We start from the raw sequence: 23,781 nt of genomic DNA on the forward strand, positions 1-23,781 counted from the left end.
CACAAATTGTGCAGTTGCAGCATTCCACATGCATTTTCCCTCTTTGCATAACGCACCAGACCAGTGCGCCGGCCTGTGCATCCACGCACAAGGGGTGGGCGCATTGTTATCTTTTCAGCCAGACCGAACCCGTGCACACTGCTCTGCGTGCGATTCCGAACGCATCGCCACCACCATAATTAGGAGACAAGAAATGCGCCTGACAGATAAAAAAATGAAATTGATCAATCGTTCCGCCATTTCCACCGCCGTTCTGCTGGCGATCTACGGTGGCCCGGTCGGAATCGCACACGCCCAGCAAGCCCAGGAAGCCCAGGCGAGCGGCGACACCGCCGCGGCCACCGACGGCGCCATCAACAAAGTGATCGTGACCGCCCGCCGCCGCGCCGAACTGATCCAGGATGTCCCGGGCGCCGTCACCGCGCTCTCGGGCGCCGATCTCGAAAAGCAGGCGATTCCCGACCTGACCGCGCTGACCGAAAAGGTCCCGAACACCACGCTCAAGGCCTCGCGCGGCACGAACACCACCCTGACCGCGTTCATCCGCGGCGTCGGTCAGCAAGACCCGGTTGCCGGCTTCGAACAGGGCGTCGGCATCTATCTCGACGACGTCTACCTGGCGCGTCCCCAGGGCGCCCTGACCGACATCTATGACCTCGAGCGCATCGAAGTGCTGCGCGGTCCGCAGGGCACCCTGTACGGCCGCAACACCATCGGCGGCGCGGTCAAATACGTGACCCGCAAGCTGGCCTCGAAGCCGACCTTCGACGTCAAGGCGACCGTCGGCAACTACGGCGAAAAAGACCTGGTCCTCAAGGGCAGCACCCCGGTCTCCGACATGCTGCGCCTGGGCGCTACCGTCGGCACCTTCAACCGCGACGGCTTCGGCAAGAACGTCGTCAACGGCCGCGAGAACTACAACAAGGACGTGCTGGCCGGCCGCTTCAGCGCCGAGCTGACCCCGACCAGCGACCTGTTCGTGCGCTTCACCGCCGACAAGACGGTCGACAAGTCGGAACCCAAGCAGGGCTATCGACTGACCCCTGGCCCGGCCCCGGCCAGCCTCGCACCGCTGAACGACTTCTACGACACCCGCGCCAACCTGTATGCGGTCAATGGCCACGAACAGAAGGTGACGACCGAAGGCCAGGCCCTGCTGCTCGAATACACGATCGACCCGACCCTGTCGGTCAAGTCGATCACGGCGCATCGCAAATCGCTGTCGTACGCGCCGATCGACTTCGATTCGCTCAACACGCCGACCTGGGAAGCGCCGTCGATCTACAGCGACAAGCAGACCAGCCAGGAATTCCAGCTGACTTATACCGGCTCGCGCTGGCAGGGCGTGGCCGGCCTGTTCTACATGAAGACGAATGCCTTCAACGAATTCGACGTGCTGTACAACGCACTGGGCGGCCTGTCGCTGCTGACCCGCGACGACATCGACACCAAGACCTGGGCCGTCTTCGCCGACGCCAGCTACAGCCTGACCGACACCTTCAACATCACGCTCGGCGGCCGCTACACCAGCGACGAGCGCAGCGCCGCCATCTTCAAGCGCACCTACCTCGGCCTGGCCGGCTCGCCCAACCTGGGTAATCCCGCCGCTGTCCCCCTCGCCGCCCCGAACACGGACCTCGGCCCGAACGACCTGCACCGCACCGACAAGAAGTTCACGCCGAAGGTCGGCTTCGGCTGGAAGATCGCGCCGGAACATAATATCTACAGCACCTACGCCAAGGGCTTCAAGGGCGGCATGTTCGATCCGCGCATGGACCTGGTGGCAACGGGCGGCCCGAACAGCGCCGCTTCGCTGCAGAAGCGCCAGGGCGTCGATCCGGAAGAAGTCAGCACCGTCGAACTGGGCCTGAAGTCGGCGCTGAACGGCGGCCGCGTGCAGACCAATGCCGCCGTGTTCTATACCGACTACAAGAACGTCCAGGTCCCGGGTTCGATTCCGACCTTCGGTGCGAACGGCGCGGTGAACGGCTTCGCCGGCAGCCTGACCAACGCCGGCAAGGCCAAGATCAAGGGCGTGGAACTGGAAGCGATCGCCTACCTGACCAACCAGTTGAGCATGAACGCGATGTACAGCTACATCGACGCCAACTACAAGGAATGGTTCGTCGCGAACACCACCGGCCTGGTGAACATCGCACCGCATACCGAGTTCCAGAACACGCCGAAGAACGCCGCCAACCTCGGCGTCACCTACGACTGGCCGTTCGCGGTCGCGGGCCGCAGCGGTTCGCTGAGCCTGACCAACAGCGTCTCCTACAAGAGCAAGGTGTACCAGACCGAGATCGTGAGCGCGCCCGGCATCGCCAGCCTGGACCCGACCGTCCCCGGCAACCTGGCGCTGGCCCAGAGCGGCTATTCGCTGTGGGATGCGGGCCTGGTGTGGACCAGCGCCGACCGCAAGATCCAGGTCGGGCTGCACGGCCGCAACCTGGCGGACAAGCGCTACAAGGTGGCCGGCTACAATTTCTCGGGCTTCTTCAACACCGTCACCGCGTTCTATGGCGACCCACGCACCGTGCGCGCGACCGTGAACGTGAAGTTCTGATCCGCCCCGCGTAGTAAAAAGAGGCGCACGCCGAGGTGCACGTAAATGCGCCGGCGTGCGCGTCCACCTCATCGATTACGGGGTCACATGTCCACCTACACTGAAACCAGCTTTACGAGCGACGATGGCCTGCGCCTGTATGCGCGCGATTACCCGGCCAGTGGCGGTCCGGCGCCGGTGCCGGCGCATTTGCCGGTAGTGTGCCTGCACGGCCTGACGCGCAACTCGGCGGACTTCGACGAACTGGCGCCCGAGATCGCCCGCTGGGGCCGGCGCGTGCTCGTCCCCGACGTGCGCGGCCGCGGCGACTCGGCGCGCGACCCGAATCCCGACAACTACAACCCGGTCGTGTATGCGAACGACGTCGTCAAGCTCCTGCACGACCTCGGCATCGCGCGCGCCGTGTTCATCGGCACCTCGATGGGCGGCCTGATCACGATGACGCTGGCCGTGCGCCACATCGAGCTGATTGCCGGCGCCGTGATCAACGACGTCGGGCCGGTACTGTCGGTCAAGGGCCTGGCGCGCATCGCCGGCTATGCGGGACGCTGCAGCACCCTCGCTTCCTGGATCGAGGCCGCCGCCTACCTGAAAGACATCAACGCCTGCGCCTTTCCCGACGCACCGGAGGAGGAATGGGGCAAGTGGGCACGCCGCGCCTTCGAGGAAGACGCATCGGGCAAGCTCGCCCTGCGCTACGACCCGGCTATTGCGATAGCATTGCAAACAGGTAAACTAAGACCGACTTCGCTGGCCGGCCGCCTCGCCTTCAAGCGTCTCGCGCACAAGCGCCCGACCCTGCTGGTGCGCGGTGCCCTGTCCGACCTGCTCGAGCCGGACCAGGCGGCGTGGATGCGGCGCGCCGCGCCGGCCATGCAGTACACCGAAGTGCCGAACGTCGGCCACGCCCCGATGCTCACCGAACCGGAAGCCCTGGAGGCGATACGCCAGTTCCTGGCGCAGCTTCCTTAAAAACAGCAATCAGGAGACAGCATGCACCATCTCATCAAACCCCTCAGCGCCGCCCTTCTCGTCGCCTTCGCCGCCACTGCGGCGCCGTATGCGCTGGCGGCCGGCCCCGATCTGAAAATCGCCCTCATCGCCGGCAAGACCGGCGCGCTCGAGGCCTATGCCAAGGAAACCGAGACCGGCTTCATGCTGGGCCTGGAATACCTCACCGGCGGAAAGATGGAGATCAATGGGCGCAAGCTGAAGGTCATCGTCAAGGACGACCAGAGCAAGCCGGACCTCGGCCGCACCCTGCTGGCCGAAGCCTATGGCGACGACAAGGTCGAGATCGCGGTCGGCACCAGCTCTTCCGGCTCGGCGCTCGCCATGCTGCCGGTGGCGAAGGAATACAAGAAAGTGCTGATCGTCGAGCCGGCCGTGGCCGACGCCATCACCGGCGACAAGTGGAACAAGTACATCTTCCGCACCGCGCGCAACTCGATGCAGGACGCGCTGGCCGCAGCCACCACCCTGAAAGGCGGCAGCGTCGCCTTCCTGGCCCAGGACTATGCCTTCGGGCGCGACGGCGTCAAGGCCGGCAAGGAAGCCCTGGCGGCGACCGGCAGCAAGGCCACGGTGGTGCACGAGGAATACGCGCCGGCCGCCGCGACCGATTTCACCGCGCCGACCCAGCGCCTGTTCGACGCCCTGAAGGACAAGCCGCAGCCGCGCGTGCTGGGCATCGTCTGGGCCGGCCCGAACCCGATGAACAAGATCGCCGACATGAAGCCGGAACGCTTCGGCATCTCGCTGGCACCGGGCGGGAACATCCTGCCGGTGATGAAGACCTGGAAGAACTACGCCGGCACCGAAGGCACGATCTATTATTACTATGCCTTCCCGAAGAACAAGATGAACGACTGGCTGGTGGCGGAACATACCAAGCGTTTCAAGGCACCGCCCGACATGTTCACCGCCGGCGGCTTCGCCGCCGCCAGCGCGGTGTTCAATGCGCTTTCCAAGGTCCCGAGCGGGAACGGGGACCAATTGGTCGCGGCCATGGAAGGCATGAGCTTCGAGACGCCGAAAGGCCCGATGAGCTTCCGCAAGGAAGACCACCAGGCGCTGCAGTCGATGTACCACTTCCGCATCAAGAAGGACCAGAAGAACGAATGGGACCTGCTGGAACTGGTGCGCGAAATCCCGGCCGCCGAGCTGCCGCTCCCGGTCCGCAACAAGCGCTGAGATGGCAAGCGTTCCAGTACAGCAGCCGTCGCTGTCCACGCGCGACCTGACGATCCGCTTCGGCGGACACGTCGCGGTGAACGCGGTGACGGCGGACTTCTACCCGGGCACGCTGACGGTGATCGTCGGCCCGAACGGGGCCGGCAAGACGACCTATTTCAATCTGGTCTCGGGCCAGCTGCCGGCCACCTCGGGCAGCGTGCTGTTGAAGGGCGTCGACGTCACCCGCGCCGGCGCTGCCCGCCGCACGCGGCTCGGCATCGGGCGCGCGTTCCAGCTGACGAATCTGTTCCCCAACCTGACGGTAATGGAAAACGTGCGCCTGGCCGTCCAAAGCCGGGCCGGGCTCGGCATGAACATGTTCTCGGTCTGGTTCGGCCACAAGGAACTGATCGAGCGTGCCGGACACTACCTGGAACGGGTGGCGATGGCGGGCAAGCGCGAAGCCCTCGTCGGCTCGCTCTCGCACGGCGACCAGCGCAAGCTGGAAGTGGCGATCCTGCTGGCGCTGGAACCGGACATCCTGATGTTCGACGAGCCGACCGCCGGCATGAGCGTCGATGAGGTCCCGGTCGTGCTCGACCTGATCCAGGCCGTGAAGCGCGACGCCAATAAGACCGTGCTGCTGGTCGAGCACAAGATGGACGTCGTGCGCCAGCTGGCCGACCGCATCATCGTGCTGCACAACGGCACCCTGGTCGCGGACGGCATGCCCGGCGAAGTCATGCAATCGAAGATCGTACAGGAAGCCTATCTTGGAACACCCGAAAGCGAACATGCGTGACGCGAACAGGAGCGAGGCCGCAGGACAGGCCCCACTCTTGACCCTCTCCGGCGTCCACACCCACATCGGCCAGTACCACATCCTGCAAGGCGTGGACCTGGCCGTGCCGCGCGGCGGCCTGTCGGTGCTGCTGGGCCGTAACGGCGCCGGCAAGACCACCACCCTGCGCACGATCATGGGGCTGTGGAAGGCGAGCGCCGGCGCCATCACCTTCGACGGCCAGGACATCACGAAACTGGCCACGCCCGACATCGCGCGCGCCGGCATCGCCTATGTCCCGGAAAGCATGGCCGTGTTTTCCGATCTGACCGTGCGCGAGAACCTGCACCTGGCCGCGCGCAGCGGCCCGATGGACCAGGCGCGGGTCGACTGGATCTTCGGCTTCTTCCCTGCGTTAAAAAAATTCTGGAACTACCCGGCCGGGAACCTCTCGGGCGGCCAGAAACAGATGGTGGCGATCGCCCGTGCGATCGTCGAGCCGAGAAAGCTGCTGCTGGTGGACGAGCCGACCAAGGGCCTCGCTCCCGCCATCGTGCAAAGCCTGATCGCGGCCTTCCGCGAGCTGAAGGAAACCGACACCACCATCCTGCTGGTCGAGCAGAATTTCAACTTCGTGCGCTCGCTGGGCGACACCGTCAGCGTGATGGACGACGGCCGCGTGGCCCATGCCGGCGCGATGGCGGCGCTGGCCGGCGACGACGAGCTGCAGCAGCGCCTGCTCGGCCTGTCGCTCGACTCCCACCAATAGGATTCAACGATGAGTGCAAGCCTCCCCCTCGTGCAGCCGGCCGACACGCCGCTGCCCAGCGCCCCGCGCGACATCGCGCCGCTGCTGCTCATTCCCGTGCTGGCTCTTGCGATGCTGCCGCTGGTCGGCAGTTTCCCGACCTGGGTGACGCTCACCGTCGCCGGTCTCGCGATGGGCATGATGATCTTCATCATGGCCAGCGGGCTCACGCTCGTCTTCGGCCTCATGGACGTGCTGAACTTCGGCCACGGCGCCTTCGTGTCGGTCGGCGCCTTTACGGCGACCCTGGTGCTGCTGCCGATGCGCGGCTGGCTGGAAGCCGATTCGCTGCTGTTGAACCTCGGTGTACTCGGCCTGGCGGTGACGCTGGCGATGGTCGTCACCGCCCTCCTCGGCTGGGCCTTCGAGCGCATCATCATCATGCCGGTCTACGGCCAGCACCTGAAACAGATCCTGATCACGATGGGCGGCATGATCGTCGCCGAACAGCTGATCAACGTGATCTGGGGCGCGGAAACGATCCCGCTGCCGCTGCCGGCTTCCCTGCGCGGCGCCATCTTCATGGGCGACGCCGCGATCGAGAAATACCGGCTGCTGGCGGTGGTCGTCGGGCTGGTCGTGTTCGCGGTCCTGTTCCTGGTTCTCAACCGCACCAAGATCGGCTTGCTGATCCGCGCCGGCGTCGAAAACCGCGACATGGTCGAGAGCCTGGGCTACCGCATCCGGCGCCTGTTCGTCGCCGTGTTCGCGGCCGGTTCGGCGCTGGCCGGCCTGGGCGGCGTGATGTGGGGCCTGTACAAGGAAACCCTGTCGGCCGCGATGGGCGGCGAGACCATCGTCATGATCTTCATCGTCATCATCATCGGCGGCCTGGGCTCGGTGGGCGGCTGCTTCATCGGTTCGCTGCTGATGGCGCTGGTGGCCAACTATGCCGGTTTTCTCACGCCGAAATTCGCCCTGGTCTCGAACATCGCGCTGATGATCGCAGTGCTGATGTGGCGTCCGGCCGGCCTGTATTCGACATCGCGGAGTTAAGCCAATGACCCGACTTCTTTCCGGCGACCTGCCGCGCAGCCGCATCCTGACCCTGGTCCTGCTGCTGGTCTTCCTCGGCCTGGCATTCGCACCCTTCCTCACCAGCGGCGCGCGGCCGCTGAACACGGCGGCCACGATCTGCGTCTACATCGTGCTGGTCGCCTCCTACGACCTGCTGCTCGGCTATACCGGCGTCGTCTCCTTCGCGCACACGATGTTCTACGGGATCGGGGCCTATGGCATCGGGCTGGGCTTGTCCTCAGTCGACGAGCCGACCTGGTCGGCCGCGCTCACCGGCCTCGGCCTGGCCCTGCTGCTGGCGCTGGCGCTGGCCTTCGTCGTCGGCCTGTTCGCGCTGCGCGTACGCGCCATCTTCTACGCGATGATCACGCTGGCTGTGGCTTCCTCGTTCGCCGTGCTGGCCTCGCAACTGTCGGATTTCACCGGCGGCGAGGACGGCAAGACCTTCAGCGTGCCCGAGCTGCTCTCGCCCGGCTTCACGCTGATCGAAAACGCGGTGTTCGGGCGCGCGATCGACGGCAAGCTGCTGACGTATTACCTCGTGTTCTTCGGCTGCCTGCTCCTGTTCCTGTTCCTGCTGCGCCTCGTGAATTCCCCCTTCGGGCGGGTGCTGCAGGCGATCCGCGAGAACGAGTTCCGCGCCGAGGCGCTGGGTTACCGCACGGTCGTCTACCGCATCTGGGCCAACTGCCTGGCGGCGCTGGTGGCGGCGCTGGCGGGCGCCCTGATGGCCCTGTGGCTGCGCTATGTCGGCCCCAAGACCTCGCTCGGCTTCGAGGTGATGACCGACATCCTGCTGATCGTCGTGATCGGCGGCATGGGCACGATGTATGGGGCGGTCGTCGGCGCCGCCCTCTTCATCCTGGCGCAGAACTATTTAAAGGAACTCATGGCCCACGGTTCCGCCGCGATGGAAAGCGTGCCGCTGCTGGCCGCCGCCCTGCACCCGGACCGCTGGATGCTGTGGCTGGGCGTGCTGTTCGTCCTGTCGATCTATTTCTTCCCGATCGGGATCGTCGGCAAGCTGCGCCTGCGCAGCTATCTCGCCCGGCGCTAGTATTCCCTGCCGCGGACGGCGTCCTGCCGTCCGCACCGTTTTTCCTTCCGCTCGTCTTCATGCACCGGCACGGCAGCGAACTGTCCCGCCAGGGCCGCCACGCACATTGAATGCACATCAAGGTTCCTGATTCTTCAGCTCATATGATGAATTGAGCCCGTCCGAACCTGCCTCACTGCGGGCGGTCCTAGTCATAGGGGTGGTGTATTCGCGGCGGCGCCGTGCGTGTTGCTGCGATTGCTGGCCCCTGGCCTCGGCGCCTAAGCCCATGCGCCGCAAGCCGTCGATCTGAAGCCTGAGCGGAGATCTCACCATGTCCTACATGAAATTACTCACAGTCTTGCCGTGTGCCGCCCTGTGCGGCGCCCTGCCGATATCGGTCCATGCCCAGCAGGAATCCGGGATGGTCGTCGTGCGCGATGCCCAGACCGGCGAGTTGCGCGCCCCCACGGCGGCCGAAGCCCGCGCACTGGCGCCGGCGCCCGCCGCCTCCGCGGCGATGCGCGCCGCGCCACCGGCCATGGTCACCCACCCGGACGGCGGCCGCCAGGTCAAACTCGGCGAACGCGGCCTGGTCTATACAGTCGTCACGCGCGGCGCCGACGGCAAACTGCAAGACCAGTGCGTACAAGGCGCGGCGGCGGCCGAGAAAGCCGTCCACTCCCCTGCGCCGGCTTCCTCTTCGGCCGCCGCCCATGGGGAGCATGGCCATGACTAAGTCCCCAGTGCGCCGCATTGCCGCCTTGCTGCTGTCCTGCGCCGTCCTTGCCGGCGCCGAAGCGGCGACGATCACCATCGTCAACCAGAATGCCCCCGGGATCGGATTCAACGATCCGACGCCCGCCGCACCGGTCGGGGGCAACCCCGGCACCACGGTCGGACAGCAGCGCCTGATCGCCTTCCAGCATGCGGCCGACATCTGGGGCGCGACCCTCACCAGCAGCGTGCCAATCCGCATCGGCGCGTCCTTCGTGCCGCTGTCCTGCACGGCCGACAGCGCCGTGCTGGGCTCAGCCGGCGCCAACGAGATCTGGTCCGATTTCACGAACGCGCCGCGCCCCAACACCTGGTATCCGAGCGCCCTGGCGAGCAAGCTGGCCGGCGTGGACGTCGCCACGCCGGGCGAACCTCACATCATCGCGCGCTTCAATTCGCGCCTCGGCCTGTTCCCGGACTGCCTGCCGGGTCCGGGCTTCTACCTTGGGCTCGACAACAATGCCGACAAAGCCCTTGACCTGGTCACCGTCCTGCTGCACGAGATGGCGCACGGCCTCGGCTTCCAGACCTTCACCGACGACGAGACCGGCGCCGAAATCAACGACGTCCCCTCGATCTGGGATCACTACCTGGTCGACAACCGCACCGAGCGTACCTGGGTCCAGATGACGCCCGAAGAGCGGGTGGTCTCGGCCATCAGCGACCACGGCCTGTCCTGGAACGGCCCGATCGTGACCGCGGCCGTGCCTTACGTGCTCGATCCACGCTCGCGCCTGCGCGTCTTCGGCAAGGCCGCCTCCGGCAACTACGATGTCGGCGACGCTTCCTTCGGCCCGCCGCTCGGCCGCGTCCCCGTGACCGGGGAGCTGATGCCCGTGATCGACCAGCCCGATGGTTCGGGCCTGGCCTGCGCGCCGCTGAGCCGTTTGAACGTACGCGCCGTCCGCGGCAATATCGCCTTCGTCTCGCGCGGCACCTGTCCCTTCGTCGACAAGGCGCGCAACGTGCAGGCAGCCGGCGCCATCGGCATGATTGTGGCCGACAATGCCCCTGGCCCACTCACCGGCCTGAGCGGCAGTGATCCGGGCATACGGATACCGTCGGTGCGCGTCACCCAGGCGGACGGCATGAAGCTGCGTTCTGCCATCCAGAACCGCTGGCGCAACCACTCCGGCGTGATTGCCAGCCTCGGCATCAACCGGCACCGTCTGGCCGGCGCCGACGAACGCCATCGCATCCTGATGTACACCCCGAACCCCAACCAGCCGGGTTCCTCGGTCTCGCACTACACGACGGAGGCGAAGCCGAACCAGCTGATGGAGCCTGCGATCAACTCGGACCTGACGCACACGGTGACGCCGCCGCGCGACCTGACCTTCCCGCTGCTCCAGGATATCGGCTGGTAGGCGCACCCGATAAAAGCCGCAGGGCGGCGTTGCACGGTTAGTGCGCAATAAAAAAGGCCCGGCCACCGATAAGGTGCCGGGCCTTCTCATTCGCATACGAACGATTACTGCTGTTCTTTTGCCTTGTACGCTGCGACGCCGTTGACGATTTCTTCCTTGGCGGCTTCAGGGCCTTCCCAGCCTTCGATCTTGACCCACTTGCCTTTTTCGAGGTCCTTGTAGTGCTCGAAGAAGTGCTGGATCTGCTGCAGGCGCAGGTCTTGCAGGTCTTCCGGCTTTTGCCAGTGGCTGTAGATCGGCAGGATCTTGTCGACAGGCACGGCCAGGATCTTGGCGTCGCCGCCGGCTTCGTCGGTCATCTTCAGCACGCCGATGGCGCGGCAGCGCACCACGACGCCAGGGATCAGCGGGAACGGGGTGATGACCAGCACATCGCATGGGTCGCCGTCGTCCGACAGGGTTTGCGGCACATAGCCGTAGTTGCACGGATAGTGCATCGCGGTACCCATGAAGCGGTCGACGAAGATCGCGCCGGTGTCCTTGTCCACTTCGTACTTGATCGGATCGGCGTTCATCGGGATTTCGATGATGACGTTGAAGTCGTTCGGCACATCGCGGCCGGCTGGGACGTTGTTCAGGCTCATGGGTTGGTCCTTGGTTGCTGAAGATTCAATAAAGGGGAGCATTATATCGAATAGGCATGAGCTTGTGCGGTGCAGCAGCTTGCCGTGCGGATCGATCGGTGCTTGTGTGCGGCGAGTCCAGTCGAGGCGCCTCGACCGTTCGAATGGCGTTACATGGCATGCACGTCGACACGCATCGCGTTGACGCCCTCGCCGAGATCCCGCTTTTAAAGCATCGTCGCCAGCGCACTCTGCCGATAATGATTCGCCGCCGGCTCCTCCTGCCCCAGCGCCTCGTGCAGCTGCGCCAGCTTCAGGTGAACGTCGCGCACCATGCTCGACTGGGTCGCGTCCGACAGCGCCTGCTCCAGGTAGCGCTGGGCCTTGCCCCAGAGTTTCTGGCGCAGGCAGAGGGAACCGAGCGTGAGCGCCAGTTCCGGGTCGTTCGGGCGCTCGCGCAGCCAGGCTTCGCAGTGTTCGATCTGGGCCAGCAGGGCCGGCGAACCGGCCGGTCCGGCGGCGTCGCGGTAGGCGCGCACGACGCGCTCGTCCCAGCCTGCCTTCAGGGCGTCTTCGGCGATCACGCGCGCTTCATCGTGCAGGCCGCTGGCATTGAAGGCGCCGGCGGCGCGCGCCGCGATGTAGGGCTTGGTGCGGTCGCTGGCGGGCACGCCGGCCCAGACGCGGCGGATCGCTTCCGGATCGCGTCCTTCTTCCGACAGCAGCGCCTCATAGGCCAGCTCGCGCAGGCGCGCGGCGAGCGCCGGATGCAGCGCCTTTCGCTTGTCCAGGATGCGCACCAGGCGCAGCACTTCCGGCCAGTTGCGGGCCTGCTGGTTGGCCTTCATCGACCACTGCAGCGCGTGGATGTGGCGCTGGCCGCTGGCGTTCAGTTCGGCGACCGCCGCCAGGGCCTCTTCAGGCTGGTGGTCGTCGACCAGCAGTTCGATGATCGTCATCAGGCGCGCCGTTTTCAGGGCGTTGTCGTGGGCGACGCCGGCCAGCCAGGCGTCGCGCCGGGCCGGTTCGCGCATGCGGTGCGCGGCGCGGGCGCCGATCAGGGACGCGAGACTCGCGTTCTCGGGCAGTTCGGCGGCGCGCATCGCGGCCTTTTCGGCATGGCCGAAGCGGCCTTCGAACAGGGCTTTCAATGCGTCACGCAGGCCCTTGTTGCCTTCGCGCTCACGCTTGCGCTGGCGGTAGGCGGCCACGCGCTCGGGCATGCGCAGGGTCGCATTCACCGCGCGCGCCACGCCGTACAGGATCAGGAACAGCAGCGCCAGCAGCACCACGAACAGGTTCAGCGACATGTCGATGCGGTGCGGCGGATAGAAGAACACCACATTGCCCGGATTGAAACGCGCCGTCACGGCGATGCCGATGGCCGCGGCCATCAGGGCGACTAACCAGAGAAGTAGACGCATAAATTATTCAGGGCTTCTTGTAATTGCGCACGGCGTTCAGGCTGTCGGCAAGCGTCGGCATGTCGATCGCAAGGTTGTTCGCCTGCACCTGGCGCAGCGCCGACTGGGCCTGCTGCGTGGTGCGGGCGCGCGTGTCGAAATACTTGTCCAGCGTTTCCTGGGCCGCAGTCAGGTCGCTGGCGAAGGTCGTCTCGTCGCGCGACAGCAGGGCCAGGCGCGCGTTCAGCAGGCGCAGCTTGAGGTTCTCGCGCACGAAATAATTCTGGTCGGGCGAGAGCATCAGCGCTTCCGGCGTGTTGACGCTGCGTACCCGGATCAGCTGGCGTACGTCGTCCCACATCTCCTCGCTCCAGTTGCGCCAGGTGGCGACCATGCGCTCGCCGATGCCGAGGGGCGCCGCGGGCGCGGCGGGCGCACCGCGCCGTTGCGTGTCCCGCTTCATCTCCATTTGTGCGCGCTGGCTGCGCACTGGCGCCGCCGGCAACAGCGGTTTTTCGTCCGACAGCAGGGGCAGCGTGTCGACCTGGGCGATCACGCTGTCGAGGCGCACTGCCACGCCGGCCAGGTCAACGGCCGGCGTCGCCTTCAGTTTTTCCATGTCGCCCGCAATGGCGCGGCGCACGGCGATGAATTGCGGCTTGTCCGAGCGTGCCAGCGAGCGGTCGGCGTTCTGCAGCGCGATCAGGGCGCCCTGCACGTTGCCGGCCAGCTGCAGCTGCTGGCTGGCGGTCGAGAGCACTTGCTCGACTTCCGACAGCGCCCACTCGTCGCGGCTCTTCGACAGGTCGGCATACAGCTGTTCCAGTGCCAGCTGCTGGGTCTGGTTCTCGAGCTGGCGGCTTTCCAGCACGCCGACTTTCAGCTGCAGCGCCTTCGACTGCTCGGCGATGTCGCGCGCAAGGGATGCGGTCTGCGACGCGGTTTCATTGCCCTTTTGCAGGCTGCGCGCCATTTCCTGGCGCAGCGTGTTGATGCGGCTGTGGCTCGACCAGGTTTGCGCCGCCAGCAGCACGGCCAGCGCCATCACGGCCAGCGGCAGGGGGCGTGTGAGCTGTTCGCCCATGCCCGGCCCTGCCCGGCGCTCGGGAGCGCGCGGACGATAGGATTCGGGGCCCGGGGCGGCAGAGGCCGATGCAGTTGCAGCGAGCTCGGCAGGGTGGGTGGCGGGCGGCTGCGTCGGTGGCAGCTCTGGATTGTTCGGCAGTTCGTTCATTTTTGAGATTGTAACGCGGCAAGCAATCGCTCGTCGCCCGAGCCGGTAAGCGTCACCCGCGCCAGCCCGAGTGCCTGCGCGGTGGCGGCGATCCGGGCGTGCGGCACGATGACGTGCTGCTGTTGCATCTGGTCTACCCGAGCATCGCCAAGCTGGCGCAGCAGGTCGAACAGCCCCCGCAGCGCTTCCGAGCTCGTGATTATCCAGTCGTTCTGTGTGTCCAGCAAGCTACACAAGGTCGCGCCGAGTTTCGGGCTCAAGGCCGGGCTGCTGCGCCGATAGGCCGGCACGACCGTCACCTCGGCGCCGGCGGCGCGAAACCCGTCGGCCATCAATTCGCGCCCGGACTCGCCGCGCACGATCAGGACCCGCTTGCCGGCCAGGGCAGCCAGGTCGAGCGAGGCCAGCAGGTTCTCGGAATCGCTGCGCGTCGGGTCGAGCGGGCCGAGGATGGTGGCGTTTGTGCTGTCGAGTCCATGCCGGGCCAGCGCGGCGCGGCTGCCCTCGCCCAGCACGGCCAGCGCCACCTGGCGCGGCCACTGGCCAATGTGCGCAAACGCCGCGTCGATCGCATTCGGCGACACGAAGGCGGCCAAGGCATACGCTTCCAGGCCGGCCAGCGTCGCGGCCAGCTGTGACTGGTCGGCCAGCGGCGCAATCTCCAGCAGCGGCAGCACGACCGGCGTGCGGCCGAGCGCGGCGACTGCCCGCGCCAGGCCGTCGGCCTGGGCACGGGGACGGGTGATGACGACGGACCCGGGCATCAGCGTGAAAGGCAAAGCTCAGGCATCGAGCGCGGCGTCCTGGCGGCAGACGGCCAGGATCGCCTGCGCGTCCTGCCGCTCCAGCAGCGCGGACACCTGCTCTCCCAGCAGTTCCGGCTGGTCCGCCGGCCCCGTCAGCTCGGCAAAGGCGCTGCGCGTGCCGTCCGGTGTCGCCACCATCGCGCGCAGGTGCATGCTGCCACCGTCGACGGTCGCGTGCGCCGCCAGCGGAATCTGGCAGCTGCCGCCGAAGATTTTCGAAACTTTGCGCTCGGCCAGCACGGCATGGCGCGTATCGATGTGGTTCAGCGGCGCAAGGATGGCTTGCAGGTCGACCTCGTCCGAGCGGGCGCCGCTCGCGATCTCGATCGCCATCGCGCCCTGGCCCGCGGCCGGCAGGCTCAGTTCGGGCGCCAGCACGCTGCGGATGCGCTGCGGCAGCCCGAGACGGATCAAGCCGGCGGCGGCGAGGATGATGGCCGCGTATTCGCCGCGGTCGAGTTTTCCAAGGCGGGTATCGAGGTTGCCGCGCAGCGGCTTGATGACGAGCTGCGGGTAGCGCGCGGCGACCAGGGCCTGGCGGCGCAGGCTGCTCGTTCCCACGACGGCGCCGGCCGGGAGTTCGTCGAGGCTGGCGTAGTCGTTCGAGACAAAGGCGTCGCGCGGGTCTTCGCGCTCGAGCACGGCGGCCAGCTCGAAACCTTCCGGCAGGTCCATCGGCACGTCCTTCAGCGAATGCACGGCCAGGTCGGCGCGGCCTTCGGCCATCGCGACTTCGAGTTCCTTGACGAACAGGCCCTTGCCGCCGACCTTCGAGAGCGTGCGGTCGAGGATCTGGTCGCCACGCGTCGTCATACCGAGGATGCTGATTTGGCAATCTGGATATAATGCGGCGAGACGATCGCGCACGTGCTCGGCCTGCCACATGGCGAGGCGGCTCTCGCGCGAGGCGATGATCAGCTGTGATGGCAAGCGTACTGCTGGCTGCGTCATGTCTTTGCTTTCAAAACGGATTCTTTCACTGTCGTTGCGCCGACCGGGCCAACCCAGTAACAGCTTCACTAAGGCTTCTTGCATAAGATCACAAATTTTAGCATGCGGCCTCCCCTACAACATGGCCGATCGCCATGCCCGCTTGGTGTACCTGACAATCGAGATTAGTGGCTAATATGGATAAACCCGTCGCACCCGAAACGAATGCCAGCGTCGACAAGGACGCCCCGCTGAAAGAAGACATCCGCCTGCTCGGCCGCCTGCTCGGCGACGTGCTGCGCGACCAGGAGGGCGACGCCGTGTTCGACGTCGTCGAGACCATCCGCCAGACCGCCGTGCGCTTCCGCCGCGACGCCGACCGCGAAGCGGGCGAAGAGCTGACCACGCTGCTGCACCGGCTGACGCGCAACCAGACCATCTCGGTGGTGCGCGCCTTCTCGTATTTCTCGCACCTGGCGAACATCGCCGAGGACCAGCACCACAACCGCCGTCGCCGCGCCCATTTGCTGGCGGGCTCGCGTCCGCGCGAAGGCAGTGTCGGCCACGCGCTGGGCAAGCTGCGCGGCGCCGGCGTCGACCAGAAGACGGTCGAGACTTTCCTGCGCAATGCCCTGATCGCGCCGGTGCTCACCGCCCACCCGACCGAGGTGCAGCGCAAATCCATCCTCGACGCCGAGCACGACATCGCGCGCCTGCTGGCCGAACGCGATTCTCCGCTCACGCCCAAGGAACAGGTGCGCAACCTGCAGCTGCTGCAGGCGCGCATCGCCACCCTGTGGCAGACGCGCATGCTGCGCTACACCAAGCTGACGGTGGCCGACGAGATCGAGAACGCCCTCTCCTACTACCGCATCACTTTTCTCCGCGAACTGCCCTCGCTGTACGACGACATCGAGGACGAGATCGGCGCGCAGTACCACGGCAGCGCGCCGCAGATCGACGACGCGGCCTACCTGCAGATGGGCAGCTGGATCGGCGGCGACCGCGACGGCAATCCGAACGTGAACGCCGACACCATGCGCCACGCGACGATGCGGCACGCCACCACCATCCTCGACTACTACCTCGACGAAGTGCATACGCTGGGCGCCGAGCTGTCGACCTCCACGCTGATGGTCGACGTCACGCCCGCCATGCAGGCCCTGGCCGAACGCTCGACCGACCAGTCCGAGCACCGCGCCGACGAGCCTTATCGCCGCGCCCTGATCGGCATGTATGCGCGCCTGGCCGCCAGCGCGCGCGAGCTCGGCGCCACCAACATCCTGCGCAAGGAAGTCGGCCACGCCGAGCCGTATGCCGACGCCGCCGAATTCGCGGCCGACCTCGGGACCATCGCCGAATCGCTCAAGCTCAACCACGGCGCCATGCTGGTCGCGCCGCGCCTGGCGGGCCTGATGCGCGCCGCCCACATCTTCGGCTTTCACCTGGCCTCGCTCGACATGCGCCAGACCTCGGACGTGCACGAGCGCGTGCTGGCCGAGCTCTTCGAAAAGGCGAAGGTCGAAGCCGACTACGCGGCCCTCTCGGAAGACGACAAGGTCAAGCTGCTGCTGCTGGAACTCGCCCAGCCGCGCCTCCTTTACTCGCCGTACGAAGCCTACACCGACGAGACGCAATCGGAACTGGCGATCGTGCGCGCCGCGCGCGAAATCCGCCAGCGCTACGGCGCGCGCGCGATCCGCAACTACATCATCTCGCACACCGAGGCCGTGTCCGACCTGCTGGAAGTGCTGCTGCTGCTGAAGGAAGCGGGCCTGGTGCGTCCGTCGGCGGGCGTCTCGGACGTGATGGTGATTCCGCTGTTCGAAACCATCCCCGACCTCCAGCGCGCGGGCGAGATCATGGAAGCCTGGATGGCTTTGCCCCCGGTGACGCGCATCGTCCACAACCAGGGCCGGCTGCAGGAAGTCATGCTCGGCTATTCGGATTCGAACAAGGACGGCGGCTTCCTCACCTCGAACTGGGAGCTCTACCAGGCCGAACTGAAACTGGTCGAAGTGTTCGAGCGCGCCGGCGTCAAGCTGCGCCTGTTCCACGGCCGCGGCGGCACCGTCGGCCGCGGCGGCGGCCCGAGCTACCAGGCGATCCTGGCGCAGCCGCCGGGCACGGTGAACGGCCAGATCCGCCTGACCGAACAGGGCGAGATCATCGCCTCCAAATTCTCGAATCCGGAAATCGGCCGGCGCAACCTGGAGTTGCTGGTGGCGGCCACGCTGGAGGCGAGCCTGATGCCGCACGAGCTCGAAGGCGACAAGGCCGAGCGCCTCGCCGTCTTCGAAGGCGTGATGGCCGAGCTGTCGCAGCGCGCCTACACAGCCTACCGCGACCTGGTCTACGAGACGCCGGGCTTCACGGATTACTTTTTTGCCGCGACTCCGATCGCCGAGATCGCCGAACTGAACCTCGGCTCACGTCCGGCCTCGCGCAAAAAGACGCGCCGCATCGAAGACCTGCGCGCGATTCCCTGGGGCTTTTCCTGGGGCCAGTGCCGCCTGCTGCTGCCGGGCTGGTACGGCTTCGGCTCGGCGGTATCGGGCTGGTTGAGTGAAGATACGGGCGGCGAGCGCCTGAAGACGCTGCAGGCCATGTTCGCCGAATGGCCTTTCTTCGCCACCCTGCTGTCGAATATGGACATGGTGCTGGCCAAGACCGACCTCGCCATCGCCTCGCGCTATGCGGGGCTGGTGCCGGACGTGGCGCTGCGCGAACGGATTTTCAAGCGCATCGCCGCCGAACACGGCGAGACCTTGCGCCAGCTGGAGGCGGTGACCGGCGCCAAGGAGCGCCTGGCGGCCAACCCGCTGCTGGCGCGCTCGATCCAGAACCGCTTCGCCTACCTCGACCCGCTGAACCACCTGCAGGTCGAGCTGATTCATCGCCACCGCGCGATGTCGCGCACGGCAAGCGAGGGCGGCGAGATGGATCCGCGTGTGCATCGGGGGATTCATTTGTCGATCAATGGCGTGGCGGCGGGGCTGCGCAACACGGGGTGATGCTGGAACGATCGCGTCATCCGCCGCAGGGCGGATGACGCGCCCCGTCGGGCCTGCGCCTTACTGGCAAGCGCCCGGCGTCTCACCCTTGGCAATGAACGCCTGCACCGCGCCCGGCGCCACGCAGATGGTGCCGGCACTGCCCTGACCCGGCTTGTGGCACACCGCCACTTTGCCGTCGCCGCAGCGCGCGTCGATCACGGGGACCGTCACGCTGGCCACGGCCGGACAACCGTTTTCACTGAAAGCCTGCACGGTGAACGTATAGCTGCCTGCTGCGGTCGGCGTAAACGTCGCCGTCGCGCCGTTCACCGCCAGGCCCGCGGCCGGCACCCACGCAAAGCCGGTGCCGGCGCCCGCATCGCTCGCCGTCAGCACCACACTCTGCGCACCATACCCCAGCGTGATGGCATTCACGCTCGCAGCGATTGCAGGCTGCGGCACGCGTCCGATCACGGTCACCGTGGCTTCGCCCGAGGCGCTCAATCCAGCCTTGTCGATGGCGCTCAGCACCACCTTGCGCACGCCGATGTCGCCGCAGCTGAAACTGGTCTGCGATGCGCTCAGCGATTCGATCCCCCAGTTGTCGCCCGTGCCGCCGTCGATGTCGGCAGGCTGCAGGCTGGCCGCGCCGTTCGCCAGCGTCACCGACACGTCGCGCGTGCGCACGGTCGGCGCTTCGAAGTCGTTGCTGACCACGTTCGATGGCGCGCTCTCCCGGCTCAGGCGGTTCAGTGCCGTGACCGTGTAATAGTAATACTTGCCCGCCTCGACCTTCGTGTCGGCGAAGGCGTTGCTCGCATCGTGCGTCACGCCGATCAGGTTCTGCGGCGCCTCGATGTCGATCGTGCGTTCGGCCGAACGGTAGACCGCGAACTGGCGCACCTTTTCCAGCTCGTCGCGTGCGTCGCTGCCGGTCCAGCTCAGCACGAGCGCGCTCTCGCCCTGGGTTGCCGCCAGGGCGGAAGGCGCGAGCGGCGCGACGGAGCCCTTCCACGGCATCGCGGGCACCAGGGCCGGGCGCTTGTAGACGTTCTGCTGCAGGTCCGTGCGATAGCCCAGCGGGTTCGCTTGCAGGAAGGCGTGGCGGAAGTGGATCTGGCCGGCGATATGGGTTTGTGCGCGATTCAACGCGATCTGGTTGGCGACCTGTTTCGCATCAAGCCAGCCGGCGGTGCCCATCTTGTAGTCGGCGATCCCGATGTACATGTGGCGGCCGTAGGCGTTCTCGTTCCACCAGGGGACCAGCAGCTTGTAGTCCGAGCCCGCCTGGCCCATGTACCAGTAGACCTGGGGCGCCAGGTAGTCGACCCAGCCTTCGCGCAGCCAGCTGCGGGTGTCGGCGAAATTGGTCACGAAGTGCTGGGACGCGCCGCTTGACGTCGGCGAACCGAGCGCCGGATCCGTGCTGCTGCGGTAGATGCCCGAGGGTGACACGCCGAACTTGACCCAGGGTTTGACGGCGCGGATGCGCTCGCCGACGCCGGCAATCAGGAGGTTGATGTTGTCGCGGCGCCAGTCGGCACGGCCGGCGGCGGTGGCGGGAAAACCGCGCGGGTCGGCCGCATAGGCCGCGTCGTCGTTGATGGTGCCGGCCGGGTAGAAGTAATCGTCGAAATGGATGCCGTCGACGTCGTAGCGCTCGACGATGTCCATGATCACCTTCGTCACGTGCTCGCGCACCGCCGCCAGGCCCGGGTTCAGGATTTTCACCGTGCCGACCGTCAGCATCCACTCGGGATGGGTGCGCGAGACGTGGTTCGCCGCGTACTGCGCGGTATTCGTTTCAGTCGCCGTGTTCGCCACCGCGCGGTAGGGATTGATCCAGGCGTGGAATTCGAGGCCGCGCTTTCTCGATTCGGCGATCGCGAACTGCAGCGGGTCCCAGCTCGGGGCCGGCGCACTGCCCTGGTTGTTGGTCAGATAGTAGGACCAGGGTTCGAGTTCGCTCGGATACAGGGCGTCGGACTGGCTGCGCACCTGCAGGAAGGCCGCGTTCATGCCGGTCGCCAGGTTGTGGTCGAGGATGGCGGCCAGGGCCGCGCGCTGCTGGTCCGGGGTCTGGGTACGGTTCGGCCAGTCCAGGCTCAGGTGGGTACTGATCCATACGCCGCGCAGTTCGCGTTTCGGCGACAGGTTGGCCGTATCGGCGTGCGCCAGGGACGCGGCCAGCAGAGTGGCTGCCGCGGCAAGCAAAAGTTTTTTCATGTTCTGTTTTTTGCGAGGGTTAAATGGACGCATTTGACAATGCGCCGGTGGCGGTCCCATGACGCCTCTCCACGCGTCACAGTGTTGCCATCCGCTCAACAGATTACGCGTGCGAAATCACGCCAACCAATGAAATTGGGTGCGTGTCGCATAACTTGAAAGCATGAGGCCGGCATGCCCCTGGAGCAAACTCAGAGCCGGAAAGACAATCCTACCGTCCAGCTCGCATACGGCGTGCGGTGGTTCAGGCCGCGCGAGAACATGGTGTCGATCTGGACGTCGTTCGACAGCAGCCAGGCGGCGCCGACGTCGAAACTGGCTTGCGTGCCGCCGTGGCGGCTGCTCGCGATTTGCGGCATGGCGACTTCGACGAGGCCGCGCAGGCGCCGGTTGAAGGATTTTTCGAGGACGACGCCGAGCAAACCGTAGGTGTAGCGCCCCGTGTCTTCCTGGCGCTCGACGGCAATCCCCGGCATGACGCCGAGCTGCATCTCGCCCGGCAAATCCCATTCGCCGACCACGCGCAGCGACGGCCGTACGCCGACGCCGCGCAGGCCACGCGATCCGGTCGGCAGTTCGGCGTCGACGACCACACCGACCGAGGGCCGCATGCCCTCGCCGTCCTGCGCATGCCACAGGAAGCCGACCGCGGTATCCGCATAGCCGGCCAGCGTGCTGCGCTCGCCGCTTGCCTTGTCCCGGGTGTGCTGCACTGTGCGCCCGTCGCTCTCGATGCGCAGTTCGAGCGCGTCGTTCAGCCCGAAGCGCAGCATGGACGGCATCGAATAGGTCCGCTGGCGCTCTTCGGCACTGCGCTCGCGCTCGACGAGGAAACTGGTCTCGACCTGGAAGCGGCCCTTGCCGACGGTCTCGCTGGACTCGACGAAATCGGGCCGGTCGGCATTGATCGGCTCGTCCTGTTTCGACTGTTCCTGGGCCTGGACCGGCAGCCAGGCCGCCGCCAGCAGGACAAGGGATACGTGGGACAGGCGGGATGCGAAGATTCGGGACATGCGCGGCTCCTTGGGCTCGGTCAGGCGGCGGCTCCAGCCGCCGGATGACCCGATTTTACCGCTGCCGGCTCAGCAGCCCCGCCCGATTGGGCTCATGCCGGCAGTAGGGCGTGGCCCGGTGCCGGCAGCGCAGCAGCTTCGCGCGCCTCTTCGAGCTTGAACACGCCGACCACCTGCGCCAGGGTCGCGGTCTGTTCTTCGAGGGCGCCGGCGGCGGCCGCCGCTTCCTCGACCAGGGCAGCGTTCTGCTGGGTCGCGTCGTCCATGGTCGCGATCGCCTGGTTGACCTGGCCGATGCCCTGGCTCTGCTCGGTACTGGCGGCATCGATCTCGCGCATCAGGCCGGCCACGCGGCCCACCGCCTGCACGATGCCGTCCATGGTCGCGCCGGCCGTATCGACCAGGCGTGCGCCGGTCTCCACCTTGTCGACGGAATCCTGGATCAGGCCCTTGATTTCCTTCGCGGCGGCGGCCGAGCGCTGGGCCAGGTTGCGGACCTCGCTGGCGACGACCGCGAAGCCGCGGCCCTGTTCGCCGGCGCGCGCCGCCTCCACGGCGGCGTTCAGGGCCAGGATATTGGTCTGGAAGGCGATGCCGTCGATCACGCCGATGATGTCGGCAATCTTGCGCGAACTCTGGGTGATCGAGCCCATGGTGGCCACGACTTCGCCCACCACCTGGCCGCCCTTCTGGGCCTGGTCGCTGGCCGACTCCACCAGGGTGTTGGCCTGGCGCGCGTTGTCGGCATTCTGGCGCACCGTGGAGGTCAGTTCTTCCATCGCGGCCGCCGTCTCTTCGAGGCTCGAGGCCTGGGCTTCGGTGCGGCTCGACAGGTTCATGTTGCCGGCCGCGATTTCACTCGATGCGCCGGCAATCGCATGCGTGCTGCGGCGCACTTCGCTCATCGTGTGGTTCAGCGAAGAGACGAAGCGGTTGAAGGCGTCCGCCAGGGCCCCGACCTCGTCGCTGCTCTCGACCGGCATGCGCCGCGTGAGGTCGCCCTTGCCGTCGGCGATCTCGCCCAGCATGGCCGCGGCACGCGCGACCGGCGCGGCGATCGCGCGGCTGACCAGGAAGATCACGAACAGGCCGATGCCGCCGCCGACCACGCCGGCTACCAGGGCCGCGATCATGGCCGAGCGCGCCAGGTCGCCCAGCACTTCGTCTTCCGGCACTTCGGCGATCACGTACATGTCGAGTTCCGGCACGTAGGAGGACGCCACGATCAGCTTGCCCTGCGGCGAATCGTGGGCCGCGTGGGTGAACTGCGCCTTGTTGAACAGGGTCGCAATCAAGGCCGGCGAAAACCCCGGCAATTCCTTCATGTTGTGATCGCCATCGGCCAGTTTGGCCTCGCGGTGCAGGATGATGGTGCCGTTCGGGCGCACCAGGAACACGTGGCCCGACTTTCCCACCTTGTGGGCGCGCACGGTGTCGGCCATCGCCTTGACCGACAGGCCGAGGCCGGCGACAGCCAGCTTGCCTTCGCCCGCTTCGACACGGGCATTGATGAACAGCTTCATCTCGCCCGTCTTCGGATCAGGGTCGAGGTTCAGGGCATACGGTTTGCTGGTGGCGAGGAATTCATCCATCCACTTGTCGCGCGGATTGCCCTTTTCCATCATGTAGGAGAGACCGGTCTGGTCCATGAACTTCATCTGGCTCGGCGAAGCCCAGAACACGGTCATGGCCTTGTTCAGGTCCTTCATCCGGGCCGCGTAGGCGCGCCAGGCATCGAGCCCGCTGTCGGCCAGATTGTCGCGTTCCCAGGCCTGCAGGAAGGTGTTGTGGGCCACCGCCAGCGAAGCCGTGGCGGGACCGCCGATCTGGCGCAGGATGTCGTTGCGGATTTCGCCGATCACGGCCGGCAGTTCCTGGGTGACCGCGCGCTCGCTCAGGCTGCGCCCGGTCAAGGTCACGCTAAGGGTGGCGGAAATGACAATGAACAGCAGCAGGCAGGCGGCCATGCTGAGCATGAGTTTCGTCTTGATCGACGAACGGCGAAGGAAGTGGGCGAGCATGG

18 protein-coding genes are annotated in these 23,781 nt (G+C 66.5%); 10 read left to right on the forward strand and 8 right to left on the reverse strand.

Features of this window, described 5'->3' with window-relative positions; all coding sequences use genetic code 11:
- Positions 1–214 precede the first annotated feature (214 nt).
- The 9 genes from LPB04_RS20950 (at position 215) to LPB04_RS20990 (ending at position 10,527) form a co-directional block, all read left to right on the forward strand.
- Positions 215–2,566: a TonB-dependent receptor gene (locus LPB04_RS20950; RefSeq protein WP_227496517.1), complete on the forward strand. Its 2,352-nt coding sequence runs from the start codon at positions 215–217 to the stop codon at positions 2,564–2,566.
- An 87-nt stretch (positions 2,567–2,653) separates the two neighbouring features.
- On the forward strand, positions 2,654–3,538 hold the full coding sequence (locus LPB04_RS20955) for an alpha/beta fold hydrolase (protein ID WP_193686381.1): 885 nt from the start codon (positions 2,654–2,656) through the stop codon (positions 3,536–3,538).
- Positions 3,539–3,559: 21 nt separating this feature from the next.
- Positions 3,560–4,759 carry a substrate-binding domain-containing protein gene (locus tag LPB04_RS20960; RefSeq protein WP_193686382.1) on the forward strand — a complete coding sequence of 400 codons (1,200 nt, stop codon included), beginning with the start codon at positions 3,560–3,562 and terminating at the stop codon, positions 4,757–4,759.
- Position 4,760: 1 nt separating this feature from the next.
- On the forward strand, positions 4,761–5,543 hold the full coding sequence (locus LPB04_RS20965) for an ABC transporter ATP-binding protein (protein WP_193686383.1): 783 nt from the start codon (positions 4,761–4,763) through the stop codon (positions 5,541–5,543).
- Positions 5,536–6,291: an ABC transporter ATP-binding protein gene (locus LPB04_RS20970; protein WP_193686384.1), complete on the forward strand. Its 756-nt coding sequence runs from the start codon at positions 5,536–5,538 to the stop codon at positions 6,289–6,291. Before LPB04_RS20965 ends, LPB04_RS20970 begins: the two co-directional genes overlap by 8 nt.
- 9 nt (positions 6,292–6,300) lie before the next feature.
- Complete coding sequence (locus tag LPB04_RS20975) at positions 6,301–7,326, forward strand: branched-chain amino acid ABC transporter permease (RefSeq protein ID WP_193686385.1); 1,026 nt, start codon at positions 6,301–6,303, stop codon at positions 7,324–7,326.
- Between the two features lie 4 nt (positions 7,327–7,330).
- Positions 7,331–8,404 carry a branched-chain amino acid ABC transporter permease gene (locus tag LPB04_RS20980; protein WP_193686386.1) on the forward strand — a complete coding sequence of 358 codons (1,074 nt, stop codon included), beginning with the start codon at positions 7,331–7,333 and terminating at the stop codon, positions 8,402–8,404.
- Between the two features lie 322 nt (positions 8,405–8,726).
- The gene (locus LPB04_RS20985; RefSeq protein ID WP_193686387.1) at positions 8,727–9,122 is read left to right on the forward strand and encodes a post-PEP-CTERM-1 domain-containing protein; all 396 of its coding nucleotides are present in this window, start codon (positions 8,727–8,729) and stop codon (positions 9,120–9,122) included.
- The gene (locus LPB04_RS20990; protein WP_193686388.1) at positions 9,115–10,527 is read left to right on the forward strand and encodes a PA domain-containing protein; all 1,413 of its coding nucleotides are present in this window, start codon (positions 9,115–9,117) and stop codon (positions 10,525–10,527) included. The genes LPB04_RS20985 and LPB04_RS20990 overlap by 8 nt, the downstream gene beginning before the upstream one ends.
- Before the next feature lie 104 nt (positions 10,528–10,631).
- Here the strand turns inward: LPB04_RS20990 and ppa are convergent, their stop codons facing one another.
- The 5 genes from ppa to hemC form a co-directional block, all read right to left on the reverse strand.
- Positions 10,632–11,171, reverse strand: a complete 540-nt coding sequence (gene ppa / locus LPB04_RS20995; protein ID WP_193686389.1) for an inorganic diphosphatase — start codon at positions 11,169–11,171, stop codon at positions 10,632–10,634.
- 206 nt (positions 11,172–11,377) lie between these two features.
- Positions 11,378–12,574, reverse strand: a complete 1,197-nt coding sequence (locus LPB04_RS21000; RefSeq protein WP_193686390.1) for a heme biosynthesis protein HemY — start codon at positions 12,572–12,574, stop codon at positions 11,378–11,380.
- Positions 12,575–12,581: 7 nt separating this feature from the next.
- Positions 12,582–13,787 (reverse strand): uroporphyrinogen-III C-methyltransferase, encoded by a 1,206-nt coding sequence (locus LPB04_RS21005; protein WP_193686391.1) that lies wholly within the window; start codon positions 13,785–13,787, stop codon positions 12,582–12,584.
- The gene (locus LPB04_RS21010) at positions 13,784–14,551 is read right to left on the reverse strand and encodes a uroporphyrinogen-III synthase (protein WP_193686392.1); all 768 of its coding nucleotides are present in this window, start codon (positions 14,549–14,551) and stop codon (positions 13,784–13,786) included. The genes LPB04_RS21005 and LPB04_RS21010 overlap by 4 nt, the downstream gene beginning before the upstream one ends.
- Positions 14,552–14,569: 18 nt before the next feature.
- Complete coding sequence (gene hemC, locus LPB04_RS21015) at positions 14,570–15,544, reverse strand: hydroxymethylbilane synthase (RefSeq protein WP_193686393.1); 975 nt, start codon at positions 15,542–15,544, stop codon at positions 14,570–14,572.
- Between the two features lie 176 nt (positions 15,545–15,720).
- Here hemC and ppc point away from each other — a divergent pair, with 176 nt between their 5' ends.
- Complete coding sequence (gene ppc, locus LPB04_RS21020; protein WP_193686394.1) at positions 15,721–18,537, forward strand: phosphoenolpyruvate carboxylase; 2,817 nt, start codon at positions 15,721–15,723, stop codon at positions 18,535–18,537.
- Between the two features lie 60 nt (positions 18,538–18,597).
- On the opposite strand, the gene LPB04_RS21025 is transcribed toward ppc, so the two are convergent.
- The 3 genes from LPB04_RS21025 to LPB04_RS21035 all read right to left on the reverse strand — a co-directional run bounded on the left by LPB04_RS21025 (position 18,598) and on the right by LPB04_RS21035 (position 23,734).
- Positions 18,598–20,745 (reverse strand): family 10 glycosylhydrolase, encoded by a 2,148-nt coding sequence (locus tag LPB04_RS21025; RefSeq protein WP_193686395.1) that lies wholly within the window; start codon positions 20,743–20,745, stop codon positions 18,598–18,600.
- Positions 20,746–20,936: 191 nt separating this feature from the next.
- A complete protein-coding gene (locus tag LPB04_RS21030; RefSeq protein ID WP_193686396.1) occupies positions 20,937–21,758 on the reverse strand; it encodes a transporter in 822 nt (273 codons plus the stop codon).
- A gap of 92 nt (positions 21,759–21,850) precedes the next feature.
- A complete protein-coding gene (locus LPB04_RS21035; RefSeq protein WP_193686397.1) occupies positions 21,851–23,734 on the reverse strand; it encodes a methyl-accepting chemotaxis protein in 1,884 nt (627 codons plus the stop codon).
- Positions 23,735–23,781: the final 47 nt, after the last annotated feature.

Source organism: Massilia litorea (assembly GCF_015101885.1).
GTDB classification, from domain to species: Bacteria; Pseudomonadota; Gammaproteobacteria; order Burkholderiales; family Burkholderiaceae_D; genus Telluria; species Telluria litorea.